12 protein-coding genes are annotated in these 13,758 nt (G+C 70.1%); 3 read left to right on the top strand and 9 right to left on the bottom strand.

Translation table 11 applies throughout. The features are described 5' to 3' along the window. Positions 1-264: 264 nt before the first annotated feature. Positions 265-960 (bottom strand): TetR/AcrR family transcriptional regulator, encoded by a 696-nt coding sequence (locus Q2K21_RS16420; protein WP_310771432.1) that lies wholly within the window; start codon positions 958-960, stop codon positions 265-267. Positions 961-1,241: 281 nt separating this feature from the next. On the opposite strand from Q2K21_RS16420, the gene Q2K21_RS16415 reads away from it, so the two are divergent. Further along, entirely contained in the window at positions 1,242-1,691 is a 450-nt protein-coding gene (locus tag Q2K21_RS16415) for a nitroreductase family deazaflavin-dependent oxidoreductase (protein WP_310771430.1), read from the top strand. Here Q2K21_RS16415 and Q2K21_RS16410 read toward each other — a convergent pair. Continuing rightward, positions 1,681-2,913 (bottom strand): geranylgeranyl reductase family protein, encoded by a 1,233-nt coding sequence (locus tag Q2K21_RS16410; RefSeq protein ID WP_310771428.1) that lies wholly within the window; start codon positions 2,911-2,913, stop codon positions 1,681-1,683. The two genes, Q2K21_RS16415 and Q2K21_RS16410, sit on opposite strands and share 11 nt — an antisense overlap. Before the next feature lie 196 nt (positions 2,914-3,109). On the opposite strand from Q2K21_RS16410, the gene Q2K21_RS16405 reads away from it, so the two are divergent. Beyond that, positions 3,110-4,465 (top strand): dipeptidase, encoded by a 1,356-nt coding sequence (locus Q2K21_RS16405; protein ID WP_310771426.1) that lies wholly within the window; start codon positions 3,110-3,112, stop codon positions 4,463-4,465. A gap of 394 nt (positions 4,466-4,859) precedes the next feature. After that, on the top strand, positions 4,860-5,912 hold the full coding sequence (locus tag Q2K21_RS16400; protein ID WP_310771424.1) for a protein kinase family protein: 1,053 nt from the start codon (positions 4,860-4,862) through the stop codon (positions 5,910-5,912). Here Q2K21_RS16400 and Q2K21_RS16395 read toward each other — a convergent pair. From Q2K21_RS16395 to Q2K21_RS16365, 7 genes are all read right to left on the bottom strand, one after another. Further along, positions 5,885-6,955: an ABC transporter ATP-binding protein gene (locus Q2K21_RS16395; RefSeq protein WP_310771422.1), complete on the bottom strand. Its 1,071-nt coding sequence runs from the start codon at positions 6,953-6,955 to the stop codon at positions 5,885-5,887. The genes Q2K21_RS16400 and Q2K21_RS16395 overlap by 28 nt on opposite strands. Further along, entirely contained in the window at positions 6,952-8,073 is a 1,122-nt protein-coding gene (locus tag Q2K21_RS16390; protein ID WP_310771420.1) for an ABC transporter ATP-binding protein, read from the bottom strand. Before Q2K21_RS16390 ends, Q2K21_RS16395 begins: the two co-directional genes overlap by 4 nt. Beyond that, positions 8,070-8,990 (bottom strand): ABC transporter permease, encoded by a 921-nt coding sequence (locus Q2K21_RS16385; RefSeq protein ID WP_310771418.1) that lies wholly within the window; start codon positions 8,988-8,990, stop codon positions 8,070-8,072. Before Q2K21_RS16385 ends, Q2K21_RS16390 begins: the two co-directional genes overlap by 4 nt. Beyond that, positions 8,983-9,969: an ABC transporter permease gene (locus tag Q2K21_RS16380; protein WP_310771416.1), complete on the bottom strand. Its 987-nt coding sequence runs from the start codon at positions 9,967-9,969 to the stop codon at positions 8,983-8,985. Before Q2K21_RS16380 ends, Q2K21_RS16385 begins: the two co-directional genes overlap by 8 nt. Before the next feature lie 122 nt (positions 9,970-10,091). Beyond that, positions 10,092-11,903 carry an ABC transporter family substrate-binding protein gene (locus Q2K21_RS16375; RefSeq protein ID WP_310771414.1) on the bottom strand — a complete coding sequence of 604 codons (1,812 nt, stop codon included), beginning with the start codon at positions 11,901-11,903 and terminating at the stop codon, positions 10,092-10,094. A gap of 288 nt (positions 11,904-12,191) precedes the next feature. Beyond that, positions 12,192-13,241: an NUDIX hydrolase gene (locus tag Q2K21_RS16370; RefSeq protein WP_310771412.1), complete on the bottom strand. Its 1,050-nt coding sequence runs from the start codon at positions 13,239-13,241 to the stop codon at positions 12,192-12,194. A 152-nt stretch (positions 13,242-13,393) separates the two neighbouring features. Then, a complete protein-coding gene (locus Q2K21_RS16365) occupies positions 13,394-13,588 on the bottom strand; it encodes a hypothetical protein (protein WP_310771409.1) in 195 nt (64 codons plus the stop codon). Positions 13,589-13,758 lie beyond the last annotated feature (170 nt).

Genomic DNA, 13,758 nt, shown 5'->3' with positions numbered 1-13,758 from the left:
GCGCCCGGCGGCACGCTTGCCCCTGCGGCAGCCCGAGCTGACTGTGTGGCCGTGGAACGCGCCGCCCGACGGCCGCCGGGCCCACGGCTTCGACGTCTGAGCGGGCCGGGTCGGGGCCCGGCGGGACGTCGACGCGGCGGCGCGGGTGAGCGCCTGGGCAGGGCACCGTCACGCGGCGGTAAGGGCGAGCGCCCCGGCAGGACACCGCCGCGGGCCGGCCTCTCTGCGACGCCGCCACGCTGCTGTCGGCCGGCGGCCGACGGTCTACGGGAACACCAGGCCCACGCCGTGGGCGAGTTGGGCGGCCGCGTGCCGGAAAAACGCCTCGCGGTCCTCCACGACCTTGTTGAACTGCCCGAACAGCTCGAAACCGACCAGCCCGTACAGCTGCGCCCAGGCGGCGACCAGGGACGTGACCACCTCCGGGGGAAGGTCGGGCGCCAGGTCGGCGGCCATGCGCCGGGCCTCGGACTCCAGTTCGGCGGGCAGCGGAGTGCGGGCCACACCGCGCTGCCCGTACGCGTCGCGCACGATGCCGATCAGCAGGAGCCCCACGCGGGAGGCGGCCGGGACGGTCGTCTCGGGTGCGGAGTAACCGGGTACGGGCGAGCCGTAGATCAGCGCGTACTCATGCGGATGCGCCAGCGCCCAGGCGCGTACGGCCTCGCACACGGCGACCCACCGCCGCGCCGGGGCGACGTCGTCGCCGGCCTTGGTGTGCGCGGCCTCGGCCGCCTCGCCGAGGGAGTTGTAGGCGTCGATGATGAGCGCGGTGAGCAGGTCGTCGCGGCTGGGGAAGTAGCGGTAGAGCGCGGAGGAGACCATGCCGAGTTCGCGGGCGACGGCACGCAGCGAGAGCCTGGCGGCGCCTTCCGCCGCGAGTTGTCTGCGCGCCTCGTCCTTGATGGCGGCGGTGACTTCGATCCGGGCGCGGGCGCGGGCTCCTCGTGCGGTGCTCATGCGGGCAGTGTCCCACAGAGTCGGAGCAGTGCACACAAAGGTGAGCAGTGCTCTGCGAACGGAGCGATGCTCTTCGGTCAAAGGTCGATCGCCGCGATCACCTGGCGGCGCGGCAGCCCTCACACGCTACGGAACGGTGCCCTCCGCGCAAAGCAGCGCTCAAATTCGAGAGCGCTGCCCACTTACGAGAGCACTGCTCTTGCTTTGGATCGCCGATCTCGCACATACTGCTCTCAAGCGAGAGCACCGCTCACACTTTCCGCCTCCAGGAGGACGACACCATGTCCACACACGTGCAGAAGCCCGGCTGGTTCACCGTCAACGTCTTCAACCGCGCCGTGGCCTGGATGACCCGTCGCGGCTTCAGCATCTGGGGCTCCCGGGTCCTGGCGGTCCGCGGCCGCAAGAGCGGCGAGTGGCGGACCACCCCGGTGAACCTGCTGACCGTGGACGGGCAGCAGTACCTGCTCGCCCCCCGCGGCCACGTCCAGTGGACCCACAACATGCGCGCGGCCGGCGGCGGCGAGCTGCGTCTGGGCAAGAACGTGGACGTGTTCACCGCGACCGAGGTCGCCGACGACAACAAGGTTCCGCTCCTGCGCGCCTACCTCAAGCGCTGGAAGGCCGAGGTCGGCGTCTTCTTCAACGGTGTCGGCCCCGATTCCCCGGACGAGGACCTGCGTCGCATCGCCCCCGACCACCCCGTCTTCCACATCACGGTCAAGGAGTGACCCCATCGCCCGCGGGCCCCCGGTCCAGCGCGGTCAGGGCGCGCTGGGCGATCGGGCGCGTGCGGACGATCTCCCCCAGGGACGTGGCGCCCTGCGTGATCTCCTTGAACGCCCGCCAGGCTGGGCGGAACCCGGTCAGAGCCGCGTGGAAGAGACCGGGATGGCGCTCGAACGCCGTCAGCAGCCGCTTGCCGACGCTCATCTCGACACCCAGGCCCGCCTTGATCGCGAAGGCGTAGTTCAGGGCCTGGCGCCGAGTGTCGACCGCGTCGTGCGCCTCCGCGATCCGTACCGCCCACTCCCCCGCGAGCCGCCCCGACCGCAGCGCGAACGAGATCCCCTCGCGCGTCCACGGTTCCAGCAGCCCGGCCGCGTCCCCGCACACCAGCACCCGCCCGCGCGACAGCGGCGAGTCGTCGGCACGGCAGCGGGTCAAGTGTCCGGAGGAGACGCTCGGTTCGAAGCCGGCCAGCCCGAGCCGGGCGATGAAGTCCTCCAAGTACCGCTTGGTCGCCGCGCCTTCACCGCGCGCGGAGATCACACCGACCGTGAGCGTGTCGCCCTTGGGGAAGACCCAGCCGTAGCTGCCGGGCAGCGGCCCCCAGTCGAGGAGCACCCGCCCCTTCCAGTCCTCGGCGACGGTCTCGGGCACCGGGATCTCCGCCTCCAGGCCCAGATCGACCTGGTCGAGCTTCACCCCGACATGGGCTCCTATCCGGCTCGCGCTGCCGTCCGCGCCCACGACCGCCCGCGCCAGGACCGTCTCGCCGCCTTGCAGGACGACGGCGACCGTGCGCCGGTCCGGCACCGCCGAGCCGTGCTGCTCGACCCGGGAGACCGTGGCGCCCGTCCGCAGTTCCGCGCCCGCCTTCTGCGCGTGCTCGACGAGCTGCTGGTCGAACTCGGGCCGGTTGATCAGCCCGAAGAGCATCTGCTTGGAGCGTCGAGTGCGGGTGAAGCGGCCGTTGTTCGAGAACGTGACCGCGTGCACCCGGTCCCGCAGCGGCAGCTCGAAGCCGGGCGGCAGGGAGTCGCGCGAGGGGCCGATGATGCCGCCCCCGCACGTCTTGTAGCGGGGCAGCTCGGCCTTCTCCAGCAGCAGCACGCTGCGTCCCGCGACCGCCGCCGCGTAGGCGGCCGAGGCCCCCGCGGGTCCCGCGCCCACCACGACGACGTCCCACACCCGCTGCACGCCGTCCGCCGAAGAGTTCTCGCTGCTCACGATGGTCTACTGCTCCCGATCAAGCCGCCTGTCGCATCTGTCCTCCGGCATCCTACGGCGGCGTCGTCACAGGTCGCTGTGGGAGGATCGACGGCGTATGCGCACTGCACACCAGTACGCGCCTACGCTCGCACGAGCAACACAAGGACACAGAAGTCCTCATCGGTACAACGTCGCACCTACAAGGAGCGTGCACATGTCGTCGAATCCGGTCGCCGAGACCGTCGCCTCACTGATGCCCCGGGCGAAGGAGGAGCTCACCGAACTGGTGGCCTTCAAGTCGGTTGCGGACTTCGACCAGTTCCCGAAGAGCGAGAGCGAGGGTGCCGCGCGCTGGGTCGCCGACGCGCTGCGCGCCGAGGGCTTCCAGGACGTGGCCCTGCTCGACACCCCGGACGGCACCCAGTCGGTGTACGGCTACCTGCCGGGTCCCGAGGGCGCGAAGACGGTTCTGCTGTACGCGCACTACGATGTGCAGCCGCCGCTCGACGAGGCCGGCTGGACCACCCCGCCCTTCGAGCTGACGGAGCGCGACGGCCGCTGGTACGGGCGTGGTGCCGCCGACTGCAAGGGCGGCGTCATCATGCATCTGCTCGCGCTGCGGGCGCTCAAGGCGAACGGCGGCGTGCCCGTGCACGTCAAGGTCATAGCCGAGGGCTCGGAGGAGATGGGTACGGGCGGCCTGGAGCGGTACGCCGAGGAGCACCCGGAGCTGCTGACGGCCGACGCCATCGTCATCGGCGACGCGGGCAACTTCCGCGCCGGCCTGCCGACGGTCACCTCGACCCTGCGCGGCATGACCCTGGTCCGGGTGCAGATCGACACGCTCGAAGGCAACCTGCACTCCGGTCAGTTCGGCGGGGCCGCGCCCGACGCGCTGGCCGCGCTGATCCGCGTCCTGGACTCGCTGCGCGCCGAGGACGGTTCCACGACCGTCGACGGGCTGGTCCCCGAGACGCAGTGGGAGGGCGTGGAGTACGCCGAGGAGCAGTTCCGCAAGGACGCCAAGGTGCTCGACGGGGTGGAGCTGATCGGTTCCGGTTCGGTCGCCGACCGCATCTGGGCCCGCCCGGCCGTGACCGTCCTCGGCATCGACTGCCCGCCGGTCGTCGGCGCGACCCCGTCCGTGCAGGCGGGCGCCCGCGCCCTGGTGAGCCTGCGGGTGCCGCCGGGCGTAAACGCGGCCGAGGCGACGAAGCTGCTCCAGGCCCATCTGGAGGAACACACGCCGTGGGGCGCCCGGGTGCGGACGGAGCACATCGGGCAGGGGCAGGCGTTCCGCGCGGACACCTCCAGCCCTGCGTACGCGGCGATGGCCGAGGCGATGGCGGTGGCGTACCCGGGGCAGGAGATGCAGTACGCGGGCCAGGGCGGATCCATCCCGCTGTGCAACACCCTCGCGTCGCTCTACCCGCAGGCGGAGATCCTCCTCATCGGTCTGAGCGAGCCGGAGGCGCAGATCCACGCGCTGAACGAGAGCGTGTCCCCGGAGGAGCTGGAGCGTCTGTCGGTGGCGGAGGCGCTGTTCCTGCGCAACTACGCGGCCGGCTGAGCGCTCCGCTGACAGCGAAGGGTCCTCGCCTCCGGGCGGGGGCCCTTTCCGCGGTCGGCCCATGGACGTCACCGGACTCCTCGCCTCCATCTCCTCCGCTTCCCAGGTCGGCCCTGCCTGTGGCACGACACCGACGAGTTGACCCTCGTCGACGCCCCAGCGAGGGGCTCCGGAGCGCCGATCACCGGCGCGATCACCGCCCGCGGTCTGCATCGTGCTCCGTCTCCCGGAGGACGGCGTGCCGTTCGCGGGGGACGCGATCGCGGCTCCCCCCGTTGACGGCGGTGTCCTGCTCGGGGTGTTCAACCTCGATCGAGAGCAGGCCGTCCGCTCCTGCCGGCGGCTCTTCGCGAATCGGCGGACGCATACGAGGCCTCGCACTGAAGATGGGGTCATGTCCCGCACCGCGCGCCTGACCGCCCACAGTGACATCGCCACGGCCCTCGCCCTCACCAGCGACCACGATCTGGCCCACCTGGTGGCGTCGGGCACGCCCCTCGGCGTGGGGATCGGCGGGCGTTCTTTCCTGATCGAGGTGGACGGCAGGAAGGTCTTCGTCAAACGTGTGCCACTGACCGACGCCGAGCGGCTGCCCGAGAACGTACGGTCCACCGCGGACCCCTTCCGGCTCCCGCCCTCATGCCACTACGGTCTCGGCGGTCCCGGCTTCGGCGCCTGGCGCGAGCTGGCCGCACACGCGATGACCACGAACTGGGTGCTGGCCGGTCACTGCTCCGGCTTCCCGCTGCTGCACCACTGGCGAGTGCTGGCGGACACTCCCCAGCCCCTCCACGAGGAACTGGCCGACGTGGAAGGGGTCGTCGCCTACTGGGGCGGCGCCCCTCAGGTGCGCGACCGGATCGAGGCATTGCGCACGGCCTCGGCGAGCGTGACGCTGTTCCTGGAGTACGTCCCGCACACCCTCCACGACTGGCTCGGCGCCCAGCTCGCGGCGGGCGACCCCGACGCCGCCTGTGCCCTGGCCGAGCGGCAGCTGAAGGGCGCCGCCGACTTCCTCCAGGCACGCGGCCTCCTGCACTTCGACGCCCACTTCGAGAACGTCCTCACCGACGGCCACCGTCTCTACCTCGCCGACTTCGGTCTCACGGTCTCCTCCCGCTTCCGGCTGGCGCCCGAGGAACGCGACTTCGTCGACCGGCACCACGGCTACGATCACGCGTATACGGCCGCCTACCTGGTGAACTGGCTGGTGACCGCCCTGTACGGGTACGGCAGACAGGACCGCGACGCGTTCGTGCGCGCGTGTGCCGACGGCGCGCGCCCCGACGGCGTCCCGGCCACGGCCGCCGGGATCATCACCCGTTACGCGCCGCTCGCCGCCGTCCGGGCCGACTTCAGCCGCCGGCTCCAGTTCGAGAGCCGGCGGACCCCGTACCCGTACGAGGCGCTCCAGGACGCCTACAGGAGTTCCACCGTCTCCGCGTAGTGGCAGGCGACCGGGTTGCCGCCGCCCCGGTCGATCAGCTCCGGGACCTGTTCGACGCATGCGGTGCGCTGGCTCTCGGTGAGCGCACTGGCGAACTTGGGGCAGCGGGTGCGGAAGCGGCAGCCGCTCGGGGGGCGGATCGGGCTCGGTACGTCGCCCTGGATCACCATGCGTTTACGGGCCCGCTCCTTGCGCGGGTCGGGCAGCGGGATCGCCGAGACGAGGGCCTGGGTGTACGGGTGCGCGGGGCGGGCGAAGAGTGCGCGGGCGGGGGCGATCTCCACCAGGCGGCCCAGGTACATCACGGCGACCCGGCCGGCCACGTGCCGCATCACCGACAGGTCGTGGGCCACGAAGAGGAAGGACAGCCCGAGTTCGCTCTGCAGGTCCATGAGCAGGTTGAGGACCCCCGCCTGGATCGACACGTCCAGCGCGGACACCGGCTCGTCCAGCACGATCACTTTCGGATGCAGGGCCAACGCCCTTGCGATACCGATGCGCTGACGCTGCCCGCCGGAGAACTCGTGCGCGTAGCGGTTGCCGTGCTCGGGGTTGAGGCCGACCAGACGGAGCAGTTCGCGCACCTCGTCGCGGGCGCCGGGGCCGTAGCGGCCGTGGATACGCAGGGGCTCGGCGACGATCTCGTGCACAGAAATCCGCGGGTCGAGGGAGGCGTACGGGTCCTGGAAGACAATCTGCAACTCACGCCGCAGCGGGCGCATCTGACGTCTGCTCAGGGCTGTCAGCTCGCGGCCCCGGTAGCGCACCTGCCCCGAGGTCGCCTTCTCCAGGCCCAGCACCGTACGCGAGACCGTCGTCTTGCCGGAGCCGGACTCCCCCACCAGGCCGAGGGTCTCGTTCTCGAACAGGTCGAAGGAGACCCCGCACACGGCGTGGACGTCGCCCACGCGCCGGCGTATGACGCCGCGGGACATGACCGGGAAGTGCTTGACGAGGTCGCGGACCTGGAGGACGGGCTCGCCGGTGCCGCCGTGGCCGGGAAGCGGGGGCAGTGGTGCGGCGGCCTGCGCGGGCACGCTCATACGGTGTCCTCCTCGGGGTTCCCGGTGGATGTCGCGTCGGCGAAGCGGGCGAGGGCCTCGGAGTCGGCGCCGGCCGTGTCGAAGACCTGCTCGGCGCCGGTGTCGACGAGTTCCTCGGCGAAGTGACAGGCGCTGAGGTGGCCGTCCTGTCCGGTCGGCCTGAGCGGGGGCTCGTCGCTGTCGCAGGTGTCCCGGCGCATCGGGCAGCGGGGCGCGAACGGGCAGCCCGGCGGCAGGTTGAGCAGCGAGGGCGGGGATCCGGCGATCGGGGTGAGGCGTTCCTCCTCACGGTCCAGGCGGGGCAGCGAGCCGAGCAGGCCGAGGGTGTAGGGCATGCGCGGGGTGTAGAAGATGTCCTCGACCGAGCCCGTCTCCACAATCCGGCCCGCGTACATGACCGCGACCCGGTCTGTATGGCCGGCCACCACGCCCAGATCGTGGGTGATGAGGACCAGGGCCGCACCGGTCTCGGCGCGGGCGGTCTCCAGCGCATCGAGGATCTGCGCCTGCACCGTGACGTCGAGCGCGGTGGTCGGCTCGTCGGCGATGATCACGTCGGGGTCGTTGGCCATGGCGATGGCGATGACGACCCGTTGCCGCATACCGCCCGAGAGTTCGTGCGGGTAGCTGTCCACGCGGCGCTCCGGACTGGGGATGCCGACCGTGCCCAGCAGGTCGACGGCGCGCTCGCGGGCGGCACGGTTCTTCAGGCCGGGGTTGTGCCGTTGCAGGGTCTCGGTGATCTGGTAGCCGATGGTGTAGACGGGGTTGAGGGAGGTCATCGGGTCCTGGAAGATCATCGCGATACCGCTGCCGCGGATGTCCGACAGGCGCGCGTCGGACAGACCGAGCAGTTCGCTGCCCTCGAACCGCACCGAGCCGCGCACCCGTGCGGTGGCCGGCAGTAGCCCCATCACGGCCATGGCGGTGACGGACTTCCCGGACCCGGACTCGCCGACGATCCCGAGCGAGTCGCCCCGGCCGAGGCGGTAGCCGACGCCGCGTACGGCCCGTACGGTCCCGTCCTCCGTCGGGAACTCCACGCTCAGTCCGTCGACTTCGAGTACGGCGTCCGTGGCGGCGCCCGCCCGTACGCCCTCGTTGCTCGTGGTCGTCACTGTCGCACCCTTTGCTGCCGGGGGTCGAAGGCGTCACGCAGCCCGTCTCCGATGAAGTTGATGGTGAGGGCGATCGCGATGATGAAGGCGCCGGGGATGTAGAAGAGCCAGGGCCGGGTGTCGACCGCCGTCTGCGCCTGGGAGACGAGCAGGCCCAGGGAGGTGTCGGGAGGCTGGACGCCGAAGCCGAGGAAGGACAGCGCGGTCTCGGTGAGGATGCCGGTGGCCACCAGCACGGTCGCGTTGACGATGATGGGCCCGAGCGCGTTCGGCAGCAGATGCCGGAAGATGATCCGCGCGTCGGAGGCGCCGAGCGCCCGGGCCGCCTCCACAAACTCCTTCTCACGCAGCGACAGCACGGTGGAGCGCACCACCCGGGATACGTACGCCCAGGTCAGTCCCGCGATGACGACCGCTATCCAGTACCATGCGCCGCCGCTTCGGGAGGAGATGACCAGAGCGATGGCGAACAGCGGCAGGGTCAGGACGAGATCGGCGATACGCATCATGATCGCGTCCACGACGCCCCGGTAGAAGCCCGCGATGGCCCCCCACACCGCGCCCACCAGGGTGGATCCGAAAGCGATCAGGATGGCGACCTGGAGCGATGTCTGGGTGCCGCGCATGACCTGCGCGTAGGCGTCGTACCCGGAGGAGTTGGTGCCGAACGGGTGCTTCCAGGACGGGGCCTGGGAGTTGTCCGGGGTGTACTTCTGGTACGAGTAGTGCCACAGGTGCGGGCCGATGAACGCCCACAGCACGATCAGCACGAAGACGACCAGGCTGATCATGGCGGCCCGGTGGCGCACGAAGCGGCGCAGGACCAGCTGGGTCTGGCTGCGCTGCCGGACGGTGAACTCGTGCTCGGCCTGCGGCACTTCGGTGCCCGCGGACCCGGGTGCCTCGATGTCAGTCATAGCGGATCCTCGGGTCGAGTACGGCGTAGAGGAGATCGGCGATGAGGTTGAACCCGATGACGACGACGGCGGAGAGCAGCAGCCACGCCATGGTCCGGTAGACGTCGAGGGTCGTGGCCGACTGGACGAGCATCTCGCCCATGCCGTGCCACTGGAAGATCGTCTCCGTGATCACCGCCCCGCCGAGGATGATCGCGACGTCGAGCGCGGTGACGGTGGTGAGCGGGATGAGGGCGGTGCGCAGCGCATGCCGCGTCATGACCTTGCCGCGGCGCAGACCCTTGGCGCGGGCCAGGCGGACGTAGTCGCTGCCCAGCACTTCGAGCATGGAGGCGCGGGTGTAGCGGGTCCAGGAGGCGAAGGAGACCAGGGCGAGGGTGATGGTGGGCAGCACCAGATGGCCGATGCGGTCGGTGAACTCGTTCCAGGTGGTGTCGACGTCGAGGTACGGCGACTTCTCGCCGATCGTGCCGAGAAACTGGCTGCCGGTGTTCTCGTTGAACCAGATCCCGGCCTGTTTGAGCAGGACCGCGAACCAGAACACCGGCATGGCGAGGAAGAGGAAGCCCAGGAAGGTGATGACGTAGTCCGCGACGGAGTACTGGCGGACCGCACTGAACACGCCGAAGAGCACGGCCAGCAGCAGGGCGATGATCATCGCGGCGGCGACCAGGGTGACGGTCACCCGGAAGCGGGTGAACAGATCGTGCCCGATGTCCAGATTGGTCTGCACGGACGGGCCGAAGTCGCCGTGCAGGACTCCGGTGATCCAGTCCCAGTAGCGCTCCACGACCGGCTGGTCCGCGTGGATGTGCCGGGCGAAGGCGGTGACGGCGGCCTTGCTCGGGGCGGGCTGCCGTGAGGTGGCGAAGTTGGCCACGGGGTCGCCGGAGTTGATGACGACCAGGAACACGACGAACGTCGAGACGATCAGGACGGGTATGGAGACGAGAATGCGACGCACGGTGTAGGCGAGCATGCGGTCTTCTCTCGGAGGCCGGCGGGTGTGGGATGGCGTCCCCCGCGGGCCCGGCCCCGGAGTTGCCGGGGCCGGGCACTCGTTGCACGCGGGGTGCGGGGCAGCTTCCGGTGTACGGGGAGCTACTTCTTCAGGCCCCACTCGGCGACGTTGTACGGCGGACCCACGTTCGTCGCGTTGTCCCGCATGTTCACGAACCGCGTCTGCACCGCGAAGAACGTCGGCTTCTGGTAGAGCGGCAGGACGTAGGCGTCCTTCACCATCAGTGCGTCCGCCTGGTTGAGGAACGACGCCGCCTTCGCCGCGTCCGTCTCGCCGACGGCCTGGGCGATCAGCGAGTCGACCTCCTTGTTGCTGTAGCCGCCGAAGTTGCCACCGCCACCGGTGCCCCAGCTCTGCTGGGCGTTGCTGCTCGGGAACGGCGAGGCGACCCAGGCGAACACGATGATGTCGTACTGGTGCCCGGTCAGCACGGTGCCGAGGTCGGCGGCGCCGATCGGCTTGATGGTGACCTTGATGCCGAGCTGTGCCAGGTCGCTCTGCAGGATCTGGCATTCGCTCTGCCGGATCTGGTTGCCGGTCGTGTAGCGGCAGTTGAAGGGACCGACGGCCTTGCCGTCCGGGGTCTTCAGCGCCGTGCCGACTCCGGTGAACTTGGCGTCGGTGAGGTACTTCTTGGCCTTGGCCAGGTCACCCGACCCCTGGCCCGATCCGGTGACGACGTCCTGGTAACCCGCCTGCCCCGGAACGAAGTTGTGGTTGCCGAGCGGCTTCACGTTCGAGTCGAACTGGCCGACCGTCTTGGCCACGATGTCCTTGATGCTGATGGCCGTGAACATCGCCTGCCGCAGCGCCGTGTACTTGCCGATCACCGGGTTGTGCAGGTTGAGGTCGAAGTGTTCCCAGTTCAGACCGCTGCCGATGGTGTACGTGACGTTCGGGATCTCCTTGATCTGCTTGACCAGGTCCACCTCCGGCTGCGGATAGATGCCCTGAACCTCGTTGTTGCGCAGGGCGATCGGTTCCTGGGTGGCGTCGGTGATGACCTTGAAGATCAATCGCTGCAGGGTCGCCTTGTGCTTCCCCCACCACTTGGGGTCGGGGACGTAGGTGGCGTGGTCGTTGTCCGTCCAGTCCTGCATCTTGTACGGGCCCGCCGTCGCGTATTTGGTAGGCGGGTTCTTCTGGAAGTACTGCCAGCCCTGGGTCATCTGAGCGGCCGTCATATGAGTGGCGTCCCCGGCCGTCGCGCCGGATATCTTCTCGGCGACATGGGCCGGGTAGAACGGATATCCGCCGCCGAAGAGCTGCTTCCAGTCCGAGTACGGCTTGGCCATCACGACGGTGACGGTCTTGCCGCCGTCCGAGCCGGTGACCGACTTGACGCGGTCGTAGCCGGCGGTGCTCTGCGGCAGACAGCCCTTGGTCTGCGTCGAGTCACTCGCGGGCGGCGGTGGACAGTCCTTGCCGTTGTTGGTACGCCAGTAGTAGACGAAGTCGTCGGCGGTGATCGCGGTGCCGTCGTTCCACGAGGCCTTGGGATTGATCTTGTAGACGAGCGTCTGCGGACTGCTGCTCGTCTGGGTCGCCGAGGTCACCAGGTCCGTGTTGAGACTGACACCGAGGTCGGGCTGGGGGACGAAGACCTGGGGCAGGACGACCTCCAGGGCTTCGGCGTTCTCGAAGGTGTTGCCGTTGGTGTCGTGGACGTTCCACTGCTGGATGTTCTTCTCCAGCGTGTAGGTGAACGTTCCGCCGGACTTGGTGGCGGCGGAGTTGCAGGTGTTGGCCTTGCCCTGGGTGCTACAGGACGACAGTCCGGCCGAGTTGCTCTTGTGGGAGCCGCCTCCGCCACCGTTGCAGGCCGCCAGGACCAGGGTGAGCCCGGCGGCCAACGTGAGGCCCCGGGTGAGGGCCGTTGATTGCACGCGCATGTCCCTCCTTCAGCCGGCGGTGATCCGGCTTGTCCGGGCGGCAGAGGCCGCCAGAGAGATGAGCTGCGCCTTTACCGTAGGGCGGTCACGTCCTATCCGAAGTTCCCGATTGATACCGGATGGGCGTCGATTCGGCTTTGCTTTCCCCTCGGAACCACACACACCGGGCAAAGTCAGGAGGTGACAGCTGAGACAGCGTCACCACCGACACCCGGCGCCCGCCGGGGTTCAGGGGCTGCCGCCCAACGGAGACAGCGTCACCACCGACACCCGGCGCCCGCCGCGGGTTCAAGGGTTGCCGCCCACCGGCACACCCGCCTCCAGATAGAGCACCGCGCCGCGTTCACGGGCCCGCAGCGCCCAGCGCAGCCGCTCGTAGCGCACGGGCGGAAGGAGATCGGCCGCTTCCGCCTCCGTGACGAACCGCCAGCCGCGCAACTCGGGTCCGGGCAGCAGGAGGCGGCCGGCTTCGGTGCTGTCGAGGCGGCCGCCGTCGAAGAGGAGGCGCAGGCCGCCGTAGCCGGGCGGCGCGGGCGGCTCCCAGTCGGCCACGAGGAGCCGGGTGACCTCGTCGAGCGTGATACCGGTCTCCTCGGCGACCTCGCGCACACCCGCGTGGGCCGGGGCCTCTCCGGGTTCGACGACACCGCCCGGGAACTCCCAGCCGGCCTTGTAGGTGGGGTCGACGAGCAGCACACGGTCCTGCTCGTCGAAGAGGAGCACACCGGCGGCCAGGGTCTCGGCGGTCGGCTCCGGGGTCTGCACGATGTCGCAGGCGGGCGCCTCGCCCGTACGCACGGCCTCCGCGATCCGCAGGGCGGTCTCGTACGGGGTGAGGGCACTGGTGTCGACGGGGTGCGCGTCGGCGGCGAGCCACGCGGCCAGGGCGGCGCGATAGGGCTCGATGTGGTCGTACGACCACTGACGGACCCGTATCTCACCGTCGGGGAGGTCGGGCGGGACGTCCCGGCCGGCTATTCGCTCACGCAGGATCGTTTCGGCCGGGGCGAGCAGGACATGGCGCACGGGAATGCGCCGGGCGGCGAGGCCGCCGAAGATCTCGTCGCGGTAGTCCTGGCGCAGCAGGGTCATCGGAACCACGAGGACGCCGCCGAGCTCGGCGAGCATCGCGGCCGCGGTGTCGATCACGAGCCGTCGCCAGATCGGCAGGTCCTGGAAGTCGCCGACCTCGGCGAGGCGTTTGGGCGGCAGCAGGTGCGTGAGCGCTCCGCCGATGACCTCGGGGTCGAAGAGCGTGCTGTTCGGGATCAGTTCGATCAGTTCCCGTGCGGTGGTGGTCTTCCCCGCACCGAACGCACCGTTGATCCAGACGATCACGGGTCCCCCTCTTCTGTTGGCCCCCTGTGGCTTGCCCGCTCCACCCTGCCACGGAAACCCGGCGCTGATGAGGGCGCGTGAGGCGGACGGCGCGCCGCGGCGCCGGTTCCCCTGCCGTCACGGGGTACCGGCGCCGCGACGCGGGCTCCCCGTCAGCCGTTCTGCCCCAGGGCGTCGTCGTCCACGGCGAGGCTGTCCTGGCCGATGGTGTGGTCGACGGTGCCGATGGTGTCCTTGACGTTCAGATCACCGAGCGCCTCGTGGTCGACGCCGTGGGACGGGGAGATGGCGGCCACGACGAATCCGGTGGCGAGGGAGGCGATGGCGAGCATGCTGCGCTTCTTCATGCCCTGTTCAACTGCGGAACCGGCGCGGGGTCACGCACGCGGTCGACGGAACCGTGAGGGGGACGCCCTGCGACCGGACCCACGCCGCACCAAGTCCCCCACAAAGTCCTTTGCAAGGTCGCCCACACCACCCGGCCGGCGCCCGGGGCCGCGGACCGCGGCCCCGGGGA

This window comes from Streptomyces sp. CGMCC 4.7035 (genome assembly GCF_031583065.1).
Classification (GTDB): domain Bacteria; phylum Actinomycetota; class Actinomycetes; order Streptomycetales; family Streptomycetaceae; genus Streptomyces; species Streptomyces yaanensis.
Note: the sequence above shows the minus strand (reverse complement) of the source record. Positions and strands in the feature narration are given on the sequence as shown.